Annotated in this window: 13 protein-coding genes; 2 read left to right on the top strand and 11 right to left on the bottom strand. The window is 36.4% G+C overall.

Annotation, left to right across the window (positions count from 1 at the left end; all coding sequences use genetic code 11):
* Positions 1-37: 37 nt before the first annotated feature.
* On the top strand, positions 38-1,324 hold the full coding sequence (locus VB796_RS01820; protein WP_323344806.1) for an OmpA family protein: 1,287 nt from the start codon (positions 38-40) through the stop codon (positions 1,322-1,324).
* A 52-nt stretch (positions 1,325-1,376) separates the two neighbouring features.
* Here VB796_RS01820 and VB796_RS01825 read toward each other — a convergent pair whose 3' ends face one another.
* From VB796_RS01825 to VB796_RS01845, 5 genes are all read right to left on the bottom strand, one after another.
* On the bottom strand, positions 1,377-4,727 hold the full coding sequence (locus tag VB796_RS01825) for a DUF4175 family protein (RefSeq protein ID WP_323344807.1): 3,351 nt from the start codon (positions 4,725-4,727) through the stop codon (positions 1,377-1,379).
* A 37-nt stretch (positions 4,728-4,764) separates the two neighbouring features.
* The gene (locus VB796_RS01830; RefSeq protein WP_323344808.1) at positions 4,765-5,364 is read right to left on the bottom strand and encodes a Uma2 family endonuclease; all 600 of its coding nucleotides are present in this window, start codon (positions 5,362-5,364) and stop codon (positions 4,765-4,767) included.
* A 162-nt stretch (positions 5,365-5,526) separates the two neighbouring features.
* A complete protein-coding gene (locus VB796_RS01835) occupies positions 5,527-6,288 on the bottom strand; it encodes an exodeoxyribonuclease III (protein ID WP_323344809.1) in 762 nt (253 codons plus the stop codon).
* 58 nt (positions 6,289-6,346) lie between these two features.
* The gene (locus VB796_RS01840; RefSeq protein WP_323344810.1) at positions 6,347-6,688 is read right to left on the bottom strand and encodes a hypothetical protein; all 342 of its coding nucleotides are present in this window, start codon (positions 6,686-6,688) and stop codon (positions 6,347-6,349) included.
* An 84-nt stretch (positions 6,689-6,772) separates the two neighbouring features.
* Positions 6,773-7,114 (bottom strand): carboxymuconolactone decarboxylase family protein, encoded by a 342-nt coding sequence (locus tag VB796_RS01845; RefSeq protein ID WP_323344811.1) that lies wholly within the window; start codon positions 7,112-7,114, stop codon positions 6,773-6,775.
* A gap of 335 nt (positions 7,115-7,449) precedes the next feature.
* Between VB796_RS01845 and VB796_RS01850 the strand changes: the two genes are divergently transcribed.
* Entirely contained in the window at positions 7,450-8,130 is a 681-nt protein-coding gene (locus tag VB796_RS01850) for a ComF family protein (RefSeq protein ID WP_323344812.1), read from the top strand.
* 57 nt (positions 8,131-8,187) lie between these two features.
* Here the strand turns inward: VB796_RS01850 and gldJ are convergent, their stop codons facing one another.
* The 6 genes from gldJ to VB796_RS01875 all read right to left on the bottom strand — a co-directional run bounded on the left by gldJ (position 8,188) and on the right by VB796_RS01875 (position 16,640).
* On the bottom strand, positions 8,188-9,432 hold the full coding sequence (gene gldJ / locus VB796_RS01855) for a gliding motility lipoprotein GldJ (RefSeq protein ID WP_323344813.1): 1,245 nt from the start codon (positions 9,430-9,432) through the stop codon (positions 8,188-8,190).
* A 150-nt stretch (positions 9,433-9,582) separates the two neighbouring features.
* On the bottom strand, positions 9,583-12,945 hold the full coding sequence (gene mfd / locus VB796_RS01860; protein ID WP_323344814.1) for a transcription-repair coupling factor: 3,363 nt from the start codon (positions 12,943-12,945) through the stop codon (positions 9,583-9,585).
* Between the two features lie 206 nt (positions 12,946-13,151).
* Positions 13,152-13,232, bottom strand: coding sequence for an SEC-C metal-binding domain-containing protein (locus tag VB796_RS23765; RefSeq protein ID WP_416233510.1), 81 nt, complete (start codon positions 13,230-13,232; stop codon positions 13,152-13,154).
* A gap of 125 nt (positions 13,233-13,357) precedes the next feature.
* A complete protein-coding gene (locus VB796_RS01865) occupies positions 13,358-14,383 on the bottom strand; it encodes a PDDEXK nuclease domain-containing protein (RefSeq protein WP_323344815.1) in 1,026 nt (341 codons plus the stop codon).
* Positions 14,384-14,493: 110 nt separating this feature from the next.
* Entirely contained in the window at positions 14,494-14,982 is a 489-nt protein-coding gene (locus VB796_RS01870) for a YchJ family protein (protein ID WP_323344816.1), read from the bottom strand.
* Positions 14,983-14,993: 11 nt separating this feature from the next.
* The gene (locus VB796_RS01875; protein ID WP_323344817.1) at positions 14,994-16,640 is read right to left on the bottom strand and encodes an OmpA family protein; all 1,647 of its coding nucleotides are present in this window, start codon (positions 16,638-16,640) and stop codon (positions 14,994-14,996) included.
* Positions 16,641-16,679 lie beyond the last annotated feature (39 nt).

The raw sequence follows: 16,679 nt of genomic DNA on the forward strand, positions 1-16,679 counted from the left end.
TCAAGAGTTTAGTAGATTAAAATTAACTAAATAAGAAATGAAAGTAAAAAGACCACTCAAATATGTAATAGGTTTATTTATAGGAATTATGTTATTGGGGAACTTCGCTACATTAAGTCAACAAAGAGATGGATTGAGACAAAAGGGCGATAGATATGAAAATACGGGTATTCCAAATAATTGTGATGATAAAATTTATGGGGTAACCCTAAATGGAAATGTCATAGAAATAGAAAATATAGAAGGTAATAGCAAGGTAATGAAGCAATTAGGGATTGTTTTTCCTTTTAAATGTAATGCTTTGGCGAAAGGTGTGAATAATAAAATTTATGGAGTAAAAGCCGATGAACAATCAAAAACACCTATTTATGAGTATAATCCAAAGGCTGCTCAAGGGAATGTATCAAAATGGGTTTTACCATCGCATAATGATGGTGGATGGATTTCTGGAGCAGTTGATTCGAAAGGAAAGTTGTATTTTATTACGACTACGATGGAAAACTTAGTGAGAGTTGATATTAGAAAAGGAGAACCTGATGTAATGTGGTCGGATAATATGAGTGTAAGTGGGTGGAAAAAAGATAATTGCTCAGCAGGTTGTAATTTCTTTATCAATCAAAAAGATGAATTGGTTGTGAAAGAAAATAAAGGCAATAATTTGTGGTATATCCCTTTGAATGAGCGATTTACGGTTTCTAAAAGTGAAATTATTAATTCTGCAACTGAGATTAACCCATCTAATGATATTTTAGAATATTATAATACAAATGGAAACTTAATGACTTTATTATTACGAAGGGATGGAATATCATATTACTCAAATAAAAAAGCGGATACCTTTAGCTTAATAAAAATAGATACGTTGAAAATGGGAATATTAACTGATTTAGCAGGGTGTAATAATTTTATTAAGAAAGAAGAAAAAGTAGTAGAAGAAGATAAGGATGAATTAATTACTGCCAGTACAAATGTGAATGAAAGTATTAGATTGAAAAATATACTTTTTCAGTTAGGAGAATCGGAATTAATGCCTGAATCATTTTCTGAACTTAATAGATTAGTAAAACAGCTTAAAAAATATCCACAGGTCGAAATTTTATTGGAAGGACATACGGATATAACAGGCGATGCCGTCGAGAATATAAAGCTGTCATTGGAAAGAGTTAATTCATGCAAGAAATACCTTGTAAATAAGGGCATAGAGAGCCGAAGAATACAAACGAAAGGGTTAGGTAGTGCAAAGCCATTGAAACGCACAGGAAGCGAGAAAGAACGTGAAATAAACCGCCGTGTTGAGTTTAAAGTGATTAAAGGAATTGGTTAACTATAATAGTAAAGAAAAAGCCTCAGAATCTATTTCTGAGGCTTTTTCTTTACTAATTAATCTGCTTAAAGTAATTATCAACTTGACGCTTGTAATAAGGGTTTAAATTTGGTGGAACAGTTCTTAGTAATTCCGTTTGCTTTTGTTTATCCTTGACATATTGTTGAAACTGAGGTGGTGCTTTACGTTCAAAAGTCTGGCGTGCAGTTTCTGCTTTGCGTTTTTGGTCTTCCTCTTGTTCTTTCATTGCCTTTTCAGATTCTAAAAGTCGAGTTAAAAGCTCCTGTTGGCGTTTAATGAGGTTTTGGTCGAGACGTTTATTCACTAAATCCGTTTCCGTTTCTTCCATTTTCTTCATCATATCCTTGATTTCATCTCCAAGTTTTCTTCCTTTTTCAGTTCCTTTACTACTATCTAAAAATTGTTGGAGCATTTTTCTGAGTTGAGATTGTTCACGAGCCATCTTTGCCAATTGCTCAGAAACGCCCCCCTGCCCTTTTGAACCCTTTTGCATGGATTGTTGCATTTGCTGATTCAATTCTTTTTGAGTATCCCCCATGCTTTTCTGTTTTCCTTTGCTTTTTCCTTTACCACTTCCAGAACCTTGCATCATCATTTGCTGATTTTGTTGCATTTGTTTCAATACATCGGATAATAAAAGAGCTAAATTATTCATTGAAGTCATCGCAAACTGTTGCTTGGCGGTTGTCATTGATAATTTGCGTTCTTTAATCAATTTAACGGCATCACCCATGTAACCTTTCATGTTGTTCATTTCACGAGTAACGAAGGTTTCAATCTGTAAAACACGTTTAGAGAGCGTATAAAGACTGTCTTCAATTACTTTGGCATCATCTTGCAACTTGATTTGGTCTTGCGATAATTTAACAAATCGTGGGTCTGATGGATTTATACCTCTAAAATCTTTCATTAGCTTTTCTTGGTCGAATGAAAGCGTTACCAAATTGTCGAGAATATCTCTTAAGTCATCCATATTCTCTTCGTTTTGCTTCATTTCTTGCTGTTGTTTAGCCTGAGCTAACTTTTGAGCAAGGTTTCGCATTTTACGAGCGGCACGTTTTTGTTTTTCAGCGGCACTTTTATTGTCGCCTTTATCCATTTGCTTTTCAGAATCCTTTTGGTCGTCAGAAATATCGTCTTGCTGTTCTTTATCCATGTCCATCTTCTCCGAATTCTTCATTTCCTCATTCATTTTTTCAGCTTCCTTCAAATCCTTCTTGATGTCCTCAAATTCTTTACTTAGCTTTTCTTGTTCTTTTTTAGCCGCATCGGTTTCTTTTTGTTTTTCTGGTGAATTATCAGCTTTCTTTTCAAGTTCTTCATTCTTTTCGGCTAATTTCTCTTCCTTTTCTGCCTGATTTTCAAGGTCTTTCACTGCTTTATCCATTTTCTGGTCAAGTTGAAGTTTCTTGAAAAGGTCTTTCATTCGCTCTAATTCTTTCTCTGCATTACGTTCTTTATTTTTAAGACGCTCCATTTGCTCCAACATTTTATTGTCTTCTGGATTTTGTTCGAGCATTTTCTTTAACTCTTCGTACATTTTCTGAGTTTCAGGATCCATCAATTCATTCATCATTTTCTGCAATGCTTCCATTTTCTGCTGATTTTCAGGCTTTTGCTCATTAAAGCGTTGTTGTTTCTCATTCAGATTTTGGTTTTGTTCCTGCAAATTCTTGATTTCGTTCATCAACTCTTCTTTTTTCTTGATGAGTTCTTCGGCTAACTTTTTATCTTGAAAATCAAGTTCTTTCTTATTTTTCAAACGATTTTCTAAAGCCGCAATTTCTTTACGTAATTTTTGTGCCTTATCGAGTGTTTTCTCTAATTGTGCTTCTGTTTTGTCGATAGAATTATCAATTTCTTTATCAATTGAATTTTTATCAGGAACGGCATAATTCATTACCTGCGAGCGAGTTGACTTTGCTCCATTCACGCCATCATTATCCCAAACTTGAATGAAATACTCCAATTTATCGGCTGGACTTAATTTTAAACTGTCCAAATTCCATTGTTTGTAAAAACTTTGAATCGTTTGATTAGTGTTAATTGGTAAATTGAGACTGGCGTAATTCTGCGTAGAAGGTTTTCCATCACGAAGCACTTTGTAGAAAATAGCTAATTTACTAATTCCATAATCGTCAGCGATATTTCCGCCCAAAACCATAAAATTATAAAGTGTTGAATCTTTATATTGTTCCAAACTCAACTGTGGATATTTATCAGGAACAACATTCAAGAAAAAGCTAATTCCCTCAGCATGAGAAGCATACTGATTTTTCAAATACACTTTGTAAGTTCCAGAAACTTTAACTCGTTTAGATAAATCGAACCCACCACCTAAAAGTTTTTTCTCTGCATAATAACGTTTTCCGTCTCCTTCAAAAACCATCAAAATCGAATCGGTATCAGTAACATTAAAATCCCATTCGATGTGAGTACCTTCTGGAACGGTCAAATTACCAACGTTTTTCATGGATTCGTTGGGTTTGTTGAGATAGGAAGGGTAAGAAAGATTAACATCAAAAAAGGCTAAACTTGGGCGATTCACGATTTCAACATCATATTCGCCTGATTTAAAGCCTGCTGCCTCAAATTTGAAATCAAAACTTTGTTGAACTTTTGAAAAAGTGTAAGTATAATGACGCTTATCAACCGTTTCCATTTTGAGTTTACGGTCGTTGTGCATCAGATAAACCGATTCTGGAATTGTATTGCCTTGAAGCGATAAGTTTACGGTAAAGTCTTCATTCTTAAAGGCTTGCATTTTTTTATTCTCTAAAACGAATGAAAAAGGAGCTTCTTCTTGGTACTCATTTTTGAAGTTTACGATACGTTCGGTGCTTTTTGAGAAGAATGCAGGATATAACATCAAAATCAAAGCAATTGCACCTGCAGGAAGAGCTGCAAATTTGAGGTATTTACGGTTTTCATTGATTTTGATGGCATCGGCAAATTTTAAATATCCCAATTGTTCCGACTTCTGTTTGATGGAAGCCAAAAGCAATTCATTTTGATTGCGGTCGAGTGTTTTGGTTAATTGGAGAGTGTTCACCAACTTATCTCCTATTTCAGGAAAAAACTTTCCAATTTGGTCGGCAGCTAATTCGTTGGATAAAGGTTTTCGTTCACCATATAAGAACATCAAAGGTTTAACAACCCAAAAAATGAGGGAAACCAAGAAAGCACCCAAGAACGAAAAGAAGAGAATCGTTCTAAAAGTAGTGCCAAAATGTCCAAAGTATTCGAGGGTATTAAAAACCAAAAAAGCGGACAGGATAACCGCCGCTGAAAAAATAGAACCTTTAATGAGCCTATTGAGATAATATTTTCGTTTGTATTCCTCAATACGCATCAAGAGCGTAGCAATGGGTGAAGTTGTCATAGTTATCTAAAATTTAAACTTTCAATTTAGACGGTTCTTAAATTGAAAAAATGTCTTCCATTATTATTTCTAAATCTGGAAAAATATTGACCTTGATAGTTGGTGTTTCGGCGTTTGGCTCGAAACTTCCAATCAATTCATAGATACCTTTATCATTCAAAAGGTGTACCATAATGAATCTTTCTTTCGGAAAAACTATCCAATATTCACGAACTCCTGAACTTTCGTATAAATCTAACTTTTCGTTGAGGTCTTTTTTAGCGGTTGAAGGTGATATAATTTCAACAATCATATCTGGAGCTCCCATACAACCTCTATCATCCAACTTTTTAGGGTCACAAATAACACAAATATCAGGTTGAACAACCGTATAAATGGCATCTTCTCCTTCTTCGCCATTCATGGGTATTCTTACATCAAAAGGAGCAGAATAAACCTTGCATGATTTTCTTCTTAGATAATGGTCAATATCTGAGGTAATTCTGACAGATATTTGCTGATGATAACGTAGTGGAGCGGGAGACATTTTATAGATTTTCCCTTTAATTATTTCCACAAAATCTTGAAACTTCCACGTTAGATAATCAGCGTAAGAATATTTCCTATTTAAGTCTAATTCGTCAATATTTGTTATCATGGTATTAGTTGATTTTATTTTGCCACTAAGGCACAAAGACTCTAATATTTAAAAATTTGCGACTTAGTGGCTAATTAATCAAAATCAAAAAATCGTTTTGTGTTGCCAGAAAAGCCACTAATATTTAAAACTTTGTGTCTTAGTGCCTTCGTGGCAATCCAATCAATTTATCTCCAATAAAACTGGACAATGGTCAGAGTGTTTTGCTTCAGAAAGTATTGCCGAACGAACCAAACGTTCCCGCATAGGTTCTGTTGCACAATGATAGTCAATCCGCCAACCTAAATTTTTTGTCCTTGCTCCTGCCCGATAACTCCACCAAGTATAATGATGAGGTTCTTGATTGAAATGACGGAAAGTATCAATAAAGCCGTTCTCCAAAAAACTGCCAACCCAAGCTCTTTCTTCTGGTAAAAATCCAGAACTATTGGCATTTGATTTTGGATTATGAATGTCAATCGGATGATGGCAAATATTATAGTCTCCCGAAATAATCAAATTGGGAACGGTCTTTTTCAATTCATAAATATAATCATGAAAATCAGTAAGCCATTGCATCTTGAAACCTTGACGTTCATCTCCACTCGACCCCGAAGGCATATACACAGACATTAACGAAAAATCTTCGAAATCGGTACGTAACACTCTACCCTCTCGGTCGTAAATTTCTATTCCACAACCGTGAACTATATTTTTAGGTGTAACCTTTGTGAGAATAGCCACGCCAGAATATCCTTTCTTTTCCGCATGATGCCAATAAACCTGATAGCCCATTTCTTCAAAAATCGCTTTATCAATTTGATGTTCTTCGGCTTTTACTTCTTGAAGACAAATCATATCAGCGTCAGTAGCTTTTAACCAATCTGCAAATCCTTTAGACATTGCCGAACGAATACCGTTGACATTATAAGTTAAAATTTTCATGAATTAGAACAGGGTTAACCTGTTAGATTATTTGATAGTTTAGAAACTGTTCTACCAATTAAACAAATACTTCTTTCTCAAAATATTCAATAACGTGAGCTTTCATTAGTTTTTCTTGCTCAACAATATTGACAAAAGGTAATTGTTGAACCAATTTCCAATGAGGCCAACCATCTTGGTCGATGCCTTCGAGTTCATAAATTCCGCTAAAACTTAATGCTTTGCAAATAGCAATGTGCATCAAATCTTGTTTTTGTTCTTTGGTGAAAAATTGATGCCCTTTGCCCAATTCTTGCACGCCCATAAGGAAAAGAACCGAATCTAAATCGGCGGGACGTTTACCCAACGATAGCTCTAATTTATCTAATAATGATTCCCATTCGAGGGATAAATTTTCCATGTAAGTTTTAATTATAAATGAAAGATTGAAAGAATTATGAAAATGAATTTTATTTCAGAATCACTCAATCCATCATTCGCTCAATCACTCATTGATTAATGCTTCCCAATATTCAGTAGCACGGCGTAAATGTGGGATTACAATTGTTCCGCCAATTAAAGTTGCCACAGAAAAAATCTCTTGAATTTCTTCCGACTTTACGCCTAATTCATGGCACTTGCCTAAGTGATATTTTACGCAATCATCGCAACGCAAAACCATCGAACACGCCAGTCCCATCATCTCTTTTGTCTTCTCTGACAAGGCTCCTTCAGCGTAAGTATTTGTGTCAAGATTGAAAATTCTTTTAATAACTTTATTATCCGAAGCCATGATTTTCTCATTCATTTTGCCACGATAATCGTTAAATTCAGTAACTAAACTCATAGATTTATTTGTTGATTTTGTGTGAGTACAAGTTGATAAATTTTAGTATTTTTACCGATAAACGCTTTAATAAATTCGGAACTATCTACAATTTGTCGCAGAATAAAATTAGACCACAGATTGTACTGATTCAACGGATTTACACGGATAAATTTAAAGAAAAATCAGTGTAAATCTGTTTTATCTGTTCTATCCGTGGTCTAATTTGTCTTGCGACAAATAGTAGATAATTCCGAATAAATTTACCAGTTTTACAAAGTTAATCAATATCACCGAAACAAATCTTTTCAAAAGGTTTTGTGAAATAAATTCTAAAAAATAAACGATATAAACCGATGCTACACGCTTTCCTTGACCTCATATTTCCCCGAATCTGTGCTGGTTGCGAACAACCTTTAGAACTCAACGAAAATCAAATTTGTACCGATTGTAGGTTTGAATTGCCCAAGACTAATTCCCACATTTTACCCGACCAACAATTGGTCAATAAGTTTGCAGGAAGAGTAAATCTCAAACATACACTTTCGTATTTGAAGTTTATTAAAGGTGGAAAAGTACAAAATATGATGCATGAATTGAAGTATAAAGGTAATCAGGACGTTGGAGAGATGTTAGGTAGGTGGTATGGAGCAGATTTACGAGAAAATGGCTTTTCCGCTGAATTTGACCTTATTCTGCCCGTTCCTTTGCATAAAAAACGATTGCTCATTCGAGGATATAATCAGTCAGATTCGTTTGCCAAAGGTTTAGCTGAAAGTCTTGGTATAGAATGGAAAAATGATATTTTGAAAAGAGGCGTTGAAACAGAAACTCAAATCAAAAAATCGAGAATTGAGCGTTATCAAAATATGCAAGATGTGTTTTTTGTGGATAAACCCGAAGGACTTTCGGAACGTAAAGTAGTGATTGTGGATGATACACTTACAACAGGTGCAACACTCGAATCTTGTGTGATTGCATTGAACGATATGGGCGTAAAGGACATTTCAATTATTGCTATTGCAACTGCTTCGTAAACAAAAAAAAAGAGCCGTAAGAAATGAATCTTACGGCTCTTTTTCAAAACATAATTCTTATTTATTAGTACCAGCTCTAATCATTGCACAACGGAAACCGATGGTTGATGTTGCTGAATCTTGGTCAATAAAACGACGAGTTCCTGGAGCTAACCAATAAGCTACGTCTGCCCATGAACCACCTTTATAAACTCTTGAATGATTATCTACTAATGAGTTATCATTTTTCTTATCGTAGTTCTTGGCGTTATCCAAATAATCACTTCTACGGATTGGGTTCAAGTCATTGAAATCTTCGTAAGACAATGGGCGATATAAGTCATAAACCCACTCATTAACGTTACCTGCCATTTGAAACAAACCGAAGTCATTAGCAGGGTAAGAATAGATTTCATTAGTGATAATTGCACCATCATTTGACTTACCTGCAATACCAGCATAATCACCACGACCACGCTTAAAGTTGGCTAACATTGTTCCCTTTTTCTTTCCACGAGAAGAACGCATATTAGGGCCATCCCAAGGATAAATTCTTTGATTAGTTTGATTTTCATCCTCATATTGAGTTCCAATCATTGCCTTTGCAGCGTATTCCCATTCTGCTTCAGTAGGAAGACGGTAAGCAGGAAGAACTTTACCTGATTCAATCTGTAAACGTTGTCCCGAAGTGAATGCAGGTGCTGCTTTAGATTCTGCTTTTCCTTTAGTTTTAGTAGTTTTGCTACCTTTTTTGCTACCTTTTTGGCTTTTCAAGGCGATGTCATTGTTAACTGCCGCAGTACGCCAATTACAGTAGTCAGAGGCCTGAGTCCAAGATACACCCACAACTGGATACATACGGAAACCTGGGTAACGTAAATATTGTTCAACGTAAGAATCGTTGAAAGCTAACTCATTTTTCCAAACTAAAGTATCAGGAAGAGCTGATTCATAGAATTCTTGAGAAGAATCTTTTTGAATTGCATTCAAATATTCAAGATAGTGAACATTACCAATTTCAGTTTCATCCATGTAAAATGACTGTACTGATACGGTTCTTTCCAAGTTATCTCTTGAGTTGATAACATCTTCTTCCAAAGCACCCATCGTAAAGCGACCGCCTTCCACGAATACTAAGTTAGGACCAGTTGGCTGACCCTTGAAAGATTTATCAATCTGAAAACCTCCTTTTTTATTGTAAGCAATACCAGTAGCAGTACTGTTTTTGCTCATTTTTACGCTACTTGGCTTTTTTGATTTACATGAACTCACTAAAGCGAGTCCAACTAAAATAACAGCCACTGATTTGAGGGACAACTTCATCTGTTGATTAATTTGATTGTCTGATATAAACTAAATGATTTTAAATTCTACTTCAAAACGATTTAAAAATCGTGAAAAGGACTACAAAGTTAAGATAATCAGCGTAATATCTGGCGGGAATGGCTGAGAAGTTTGGCTTAAAAGCCGTTTCTACTTAGATTCTCTGCCGATAATTTCTCTCAAGATACCTTTTAATTCTTCAATTGACGTAATTTTTTCAAAAATAAGTATCAATTTTCCTTTTGCTTCCTTGAGTGAACACTTGCGAGAATTCATCTTTACGTAATCAAGAATCTTGCCAAAAGTAGCTGATTTATAATACTTTTCGTTCTCTGATGAAACGAAGTAACATTTCAGATTATTGTTTTTGAGCAATATTTTTTCCATTCCGAGTAATTCTGCAACCCATCGTACACGTACAATTTCGATAATATCTATCATTTCTGGAGGCAAAGGTCCGAATCTGTCTTTGACCATTCTTTCAAATTTGATAAGCTCTTCTTCGTTTTTCATATCGTCTAATTGGGTGTAGAGCGATAATCTTTCGGAAATACTACTTACATATTTTTCTGGAATGAGTACCGTCAAATCCGTTTCAATTTGGCAATCTACTTTTATGGTTTCAACCACTTCCGACAATTGTTTTTCAAAGAGTTCACGGAATTCATTTTCTTTTAATTCCTGAACGGCTTCATCCAAAATTTTGTGATAAAGTTCATAGCCTAAATCGGTAATGAATCCACTTTGCTCTGCTCCTAACAAGTTCCCTGCTCCTCTGATGTCCAAATCTCGCATGGCAACTTTAAAGCCGTCACCCAAATCTGAAAACTCTTCTAAGGCACTCAAACGTTTGCGTGCATCACTCGTGAGCAAAGAAAGGGCTGGGGTTAGTAGAAAACAGAATGCCTTTTTATTGGAACGCCCCACTCGACCACGCATTTGGTGTAAATCCGAAAGTCCAAAATGATTGGCGTGATTGATAAAAATGGTATTGGCATTCGGAATATCAAGTCCAGATTCGATAATATTAGTGGAAACCAAAACGTCATAATGTCCTTCAATGAAATTCATCATCACTTTTTCGAGCTTATCGCCGTCCATTTGTCCGTGAGCAAGACCAACTTTAGCATCAGGAACCATGCGGAGGATGATATTCGCAATAGACTCTAATTCATTGACCCGATTATGCACAAAATAAACCTGCCCGCCACGTTTGAGTTCATAACTCACCGCATCACGAATAAGCGTTTCGCTAAAAACTTGTAATTCTGTGGTAACTGGCTGACGGTTTGGCGGTGGTGTGGCAATAATTGATAAATCTCTTGCACCCATCAACGAAAAGTGTAGCGTTCTCGGAATTGGGGTTGCGGTCAAAGTCAAAGCGTCGATATTAACTCGCATTTCCTTCAAACGGTCTTTTACTTTTACGCCAAATTTTTGCTCTTCGTCAATAATCATCAATCCCAAATTTTTGAATTGAACATCTTTATTGACAATTCTATGCGTTCCAATGAGAATATCGGTTTCACCTGCGGCAACTCTTTTGAGCGTTTCTTTAATCTGCTTGTCCGATTTGAAACGATTAATATATTCAACCCGACAAGGGAAATTCTCCAAACGGTCACGGAAAGTTCGGTAATGTTGCATCGCTAAAACCGTTGTAGGAACTAAAATAGCTACTTGTTTTGAATCAGCAACGGCTTTGAAGGCTGCTCTGATGGCAACTTCTGTTTTTCCAAAACCCACATCCCCACAAACCAATCTGTCCATTGGGTGAGGTTTTTCCATGTCGGCTTTTACGTCTGCCGTTGATTTTGCTTGGTCTGGAGTGTCTTCGTACAAGAAAGATGATTCCAATTCTACCTGCATGAAACTATCTTTCGAGAAAGCAAAACCTGGAGCCATTCTACGTTTGGCATAGAGCGAAATCAATTCTTTGGCAATGTCTTTAACCTGCTTTTTAACTTTTGATTTCTTATTATCCCATTCCTGCGAACCCAATTTTGACATTGTTGGTGGTCCTCCTTCCTTGCCCGAATATTTAGCAATTTTATGCAAGGAGTGAATGGAAACCATCAATACGTCATTGTCTTTATAAATCAGACGAATGGCTTCTTGTTCAGAATCACCAACGGCAACACGGTCAAGACCCGCAAAACGCCCAATACCATAATCAACGTGGGTAACGAAGTCGCCAATTTGCAAACTTCTCAATTCCTTCAATGTCAGAGCTTTCGACTTTGAATATTTGCTTTTTTCTCTGAAACGATGAAAGCGGTCGAAAATCTGGTGGTCGGTATAACAAACCAATTTCATTTGTTCATCTACATAACCTTCACGCAAAGAAATATTCAAAGGTTGAAAACGAACATTTCTATCAATTTCGTCAAAAATTGTGGCAAGGCGTTCCAATTGTTTGGGAGAATCGGCAGTGATTACGTTTGTATAATGAAGTCCTTGATTTTCACGAAGATTATCCGCCAGACGTTTGAAATCCTTATTGAAAGCAGGTTGAAGTTTAGCTTGCAAAAGGATTTTTTCCGCTTTGAAGTGAAAACGTCTGCCAAATTCTACGATACCAAACTCCTTAATCAATTTCAAGAAACCTTTGCGAGTCTCGAATAATTGCGTAGGTTCGGAAATTACTTGAATTCCGCCACTTTTAGCGATTATCTCTTGGAAGTTGCCCTCTACCTTCTCAAAACATTTTTCGATGATTTCTAAGGTCAATTCAACGTCCTTAAACCAAAGTCGAGCATCTTTTGGAAGAAAGCTCAAAAACGGCTCACGAGTTTCTTGAATCAGTCGATTTTGAACATCAGGAATAATGTTAATTCTCGAAACGGATTCTACCGAAAGTTGTGATTCTGGGTCAAATGTTCTGATACTTTCAACTTCATCTCCAAACAAATCAATACGATAAGGCAAGTCGTTGGCGTAACTAAACACGTCCACAATTCCACCCCGAATTGAATACTGACCAGCCTCGTAAACAAAGTCGGTTTTTTCAAAATCGTAACTTGCCAAGACTTCCCCCAAGAAGTTGGTATCTAACTTTTCGTTGACATTTATCGTAAAAGTATTCTTCGATAAAGACCGACGATTAATCACTTTTTCAGAAAGAGCTTCGGGGTAAGTAACCAATAACAAACCCGAAGGAGCATTGTTGAGTTTGTTCAAAACCTCCGCCCGCATGAGTACATTAGCATTATCAACTTCCTCATACTGATACGCCCTTTTGTAAGACATTGGGAAAGAAAGAACATACTCCTCTCCTATCAAATTCTGTAAATCATTGATGAAATAAGCCGCTTCTTCACGGTCAGAAAGTACAAAAATGTGTGTTTGTTGAGGATTGAGAAGATGTACCGCCGAAGCAATAACAGCATCTAAACTGCCCACAATGCCCTTTATTTGAACATTCGGGTGTTCATTCGGCGATTTTATCTGTTCTGCAATCGTTTTTATGAAACCGTCTTCACGGTAAAGGGTCAAGAAATCTTTAACGAGCATTTGTGAAAGGTTTTAGGAGTTGGGTGTTAGGTTTTAGTCAGGACAAATTTCATGGATAACTCAAACTTAACAAACAACAATAGCCACGAATCGCTTGATTCCTAAAAATCAAAAGCCATTCGTGGCGAGAAAAATATCTGTAAAATTAACTATAAAATGGTGGATTTAGTTTGGAAATAATATTCAAATTTTAAATTTGGACGAGCCTATCCCCCACAACATTTCTTAAACTTCTTCCCACTTCCGCAAGGACAAGGAGCGTTTCGGTTGATAGATATGTCGCTTATGTTGGCGTTCCAAGTTCGTCTGCCGTCGTTTGGTGTTTCACGGGGTCGCCCAGACCAACGACTCGTGCGATAGCCTTCAGACGAATATTGGTTGCATAATTAAGTAATAGTTAAAAAAATAAAAATTACTCCTGCGATAACTCATTTTCAATTTCGTCTATACTTGGTAACGAAGGTTTTAGGTTTTCAGGTAATGCACGGGTAAGTTCATATTCTGATACGCCAATAGGTTTGTTTGTATCTCGAAGAGCATACTCGGCTATAATTTTCTTTTTATTTTCACACAATATTAATCCTATGGTAGGTTGGTCAGTAGGGTGTTTCAATAAATCGTCAATTGCCGAACAATAGAAATTCATCTTCCCCGCATATTCAGGTTTAAAATCTCCTTTTTTTAAATCTATCACCACAAAACAGCGCATTTTGATATGATAAAAAAGAAGGTCAATGTAAAAATCCTGTTCCTCCACCTCCACATGATACTGTCTACCAACAAAAGCAAATCCAGCACCTAATTCAAGCAAGAATTTTTCGATATGTTTAACTAACTCAACTTCCAATTCCCTTTCTGCAAAAGGCTCAGAAAGTGTCATAAAATCAAAGATGTAAGGGTCTTTCAGAGTTTGTCTGGCTAATTCTGATTGAGGATTTGGCAAACGAACATCAAAGTTATTGGCAGATTTCCCACTTCTTTCATACGTTTTTGATTTTATCATAGCAACCAAAGTATTACGTCCCCAGTCATTTGCTATGGTTTGTTGCATATACCAAAAACGAGCGTCTAAATCTTTGACTTTTTCAATCAAAATGATGTTATGCCCCCAAGGAATTGAAAGCAATAATTTTTTGTAATCTAATTTTGCAACAGCCTGTTGCAAAATTGAATACTCCTTAGAGAAACGAAGCATATAGCCCAAATTCCTCTCCGAAAAGCCTTTTATTTCAGGTAAATCATTTTTCAAGTCTTGGGCTAATTTAGGAATAACACCTGCCGACCAGCCCTCTTTTTGCTGGCGTTGCTGAATTATCATTCCAATATCAGAATACATCGAAATCATTTCAGCATTAGCTGCCAATGTGGCTTTTATTTGTGCTTTTCTAATTCTTGCTTTTATATCTTCAAGCAAACCACTGTATAAAGTTAATTCCATAAAACTATGTAAGGTATTGAAAAGGGCTTATTGTCGTAAGAAACATACAACAGAGGTGGAAATTTGGATAGTCGATATAAATATTTGATTTTATCGAATTTAAGAGAATTTTATCCCCCACAACATTTCTTAAACTTCTTCCCACTTCCGCAAGGACAAGGAGCGTTTCGGTTGCTAGAAATTACTTCACTTTTGGGCGGAGGAACGATTTTTCCACTTACATAAAACCAAGTTCCATCCTCTTTTTTGAAGACCGATTGCTCATGGTGAGTTTGAAGAATATTCTTTTTTTCGTGATAATAGGCCTTAAATTCTACTTCGCCTAAATCGTCATTTTCTAATCCTGTTTTGCAAGAAAGCACTTCTAATTTTTGCCATGAACTTTCCTTTGCCCACGCTTCAATTTCGGTTTTAGAATAATTGGCTTTTTGTGAAATATGAGTGCTATCAATCAAATATTGAGACGCAACCGTAACATAAGCCGAATACCGTGAACGCATCAAGGCTTGGGCTGTCTGGGCAGAAGTTTTGCCTTCAATAATGGGCTGGCAACATTCTTCAAAAGCTTTGTTTGAACAGCAAGGGCATTGGTTTTGCATGGATATTGATTCTAATTCTTCAAAATTTCAAACTCAACTCTTCGGTTAATAGCTTGATTTTCAGGGGTATCATTATTTACTTTTGGACGAGTTTTACCGTAACCTTTTGCCGAAATTCGTTCAGCAGGCACGCCCTGTGTGAGTAAGTAGTTACGCACGACATCGGCACGTTCTTGAGATAGTTTATTATTGACTAAATCTGTTCCAAGATTATCGGTGTGTCCACTAATTTCTGAAACGATTTTTTTATTGGTTTTGAAAAACTCAGCAATACGGTTTAGCTCTGGATATGATTCTGATTTGAGGGCTGCTTTACCAAATTCAAAGAAAATATTGTTCATTTCAACTTTAACGCCAACTTCAACTGGTTTTACGGTCATATCTTTTCCTTCAATTTCGAGATATTTACCATTTAGTTTTGTCAAATCTATATTTTGGGATGTTCCAACGTAGCCTTCAATTTTGGTGGTAATTCCGTAGTTTTTACCATACGGCAAGACGATTTTATAAATCCCCGTAATTGGGTCGGGCGTGGCAATGCCTAATTCTTTTCCGTTGGTCAAATCTTCGTAAATGATTTTGGTATTGACAGGCACTTTACCTGTTTTTGAGTCAATTACTTTTCCAGAAACTAAAACCACAGGGTCAGATTTTGTCGTTTCAGTTTTCGTTGGTTTGCCATCGCTTGGTTTTTTCTCCCCTCCTGCCATTGGTGAAGTCGTACTTGCAGGAACTTCAACGGCTTTTGGCTGGTCTAATTTCAAGCGAAAAATATCTTTTTTGCCAAGCGAATTATTACTCGAAATGAAATACGCATAATCGCCCGCTGCCGAAATGGTGTAATAGGCATCGTATTGGTCAGTATTGATGGGTTCGCCTAAGTTTGTAGGTTCAGTCCAATTAATCCAAGTTTCGTCTTTTCTTTTACAAACCCAAATGTCATTGCTTCCTTTTCCGCCTTCACGATTACTTGAAAAGTAGAGCGTTTTGCCATCGGCTGCTAAGAATGGCGTTGTTTCGGTAAAATCGGTATTTAGGTCGTCACCCAAATTCATGGGTTCAGACCAAGACCCGTCTTTTTCTAAAAATGAGGCATAAATATCGTCTTCATCTGAATTTTTCTTTTCTGAAAAAGCCATCAAAAGCACTTTCCCATCATTTGAAAGATAGCCATATTCGTTTTTCCCACGACTCAATTTTTCGTATTTAGGAATGTCTAATTTCTTAGGAATTTCCCAACCCGAAGCCGTCTTTTTTGAAATAGAAAATCCACGAGTTTCATATTGTCCGTTTACGTAAGCACCTTTTACCAAAATCGTTTGTCCGTCGGGCGAAACACTATAAATCGTATTGTATTGGTCACGATTTAGAGCTTCGGACATACGTCTTGAGGTTGTCCACGCACCCATGAGGCTTTCGGAATACCAAATATCTTGCGAGCCTGCAATTTGCTCCGTTCCTGCCATGCCGAACTTATTTTGTGGATGGTTTTTTCTTCCAAAGAATAATGTTTTCCCATCGGGAGACATTACAGGATTTAATTCAGAATATTCAGTATTGACGGCAGAACCGATACTTTCAGGCTTGTGTTGAGCAAAAAGTGCGGTACTTTGAGCAAAAAGAAGAGCTGTGCAAACGAAAGGAAAAGTGGATTTCATGTTAAAATTTTGATTGACGGCTTTGGTAACGAATATAAT

The sequence above is a fragment of the Arcicella sp. LKC2W genome (assembly GCF_034931005.1).
In the GTDB taxonomy this organism is placed as follows: Bacteria; Bacteroidota; Bacteroidia; order Cytophagales; family Spirosomataceae; genus Arcicella.

Coding starts and splice junctions, on each gene's coding strand:
- VB796_RS01820 (WP_323344806.1), top strand. CDS start 38: ATGAAAGTAAAAAGACCACTCAAATATGTAATAGGTTTATTTATAGGA.
- VB796_RS01825 (WP_323344807.1), bottom strand. CDS start 4,727: ATGACAACTTCACCCATTGCTACGCTCTTGATGCGTATTGAGGAATAC.
- VB796_RS01830 (WP_323344808.1), bottom strand. CDS start 5,364: ATGATAACAAATATTGACGAATTAGACTTAAATAGGAAATATTCTTAC.
- VB796_RS01835 (WP_323344809.1), bottom strand. CDS start 6,288: ATGAAAATTTTAACTTATAATGTCAACGGTATTCGTTCGGCAATGTCT.
- VB796_RS01840 (WP_323344810.1), bottom strand. CDS start 6,688: ATGGAAAATTTATCCCTCGAATGGGAATCATTATTAGATAAATTAGAG.
- VB796_RS01845 (WP_323344811.1), bottom strand. CDS start 7,114: ATGAGTTTAGTTACTGAATTTAACGATTATCGTGGCAAAATGAATGAG.
- VB796_RS01850 (WP_323344812.1), top strand. CDS start 7,450: ATGCTACACGCTTTCCTTGACCTCATATTTCCCCGAATCTGTGCTGGT.
- gldJ (WP_323344813.1), bottom strand. CDS start 9,432: ATGAAGTTGTCCCTCAAATCAGTGGCTGTTATTTTAGTTGGACTCGCT.
- mfd (WP_323344814.1), bottom strand. CDS start 12,945: ATGCTCGTTAAAGATTTCTTGACCCTTTACCGTGAAGACGGTTTCATA.
- VB796_RS01865 (WP_323344815.1), bottom strand. CDS start 14,383: ATGGAATTAACTTTATACAGTGGTTTGCTTGAAGATATAAAAGCAAGA.
- VB796_RS01870 (WP_323344816.1), bottom strand. CDS start 14,982: ATGCAAAACCAATGCCCTTGCTGTTCAAACAAAGCTTTTGAAGAATGT.
- VB796_RS01875 (WP_323344817.1), bottom strand. CDS start 16,640: ATGAAATCCACTTTTCCTTTCGTTTGCACAGCTCTTCTTTTTGCTCAA.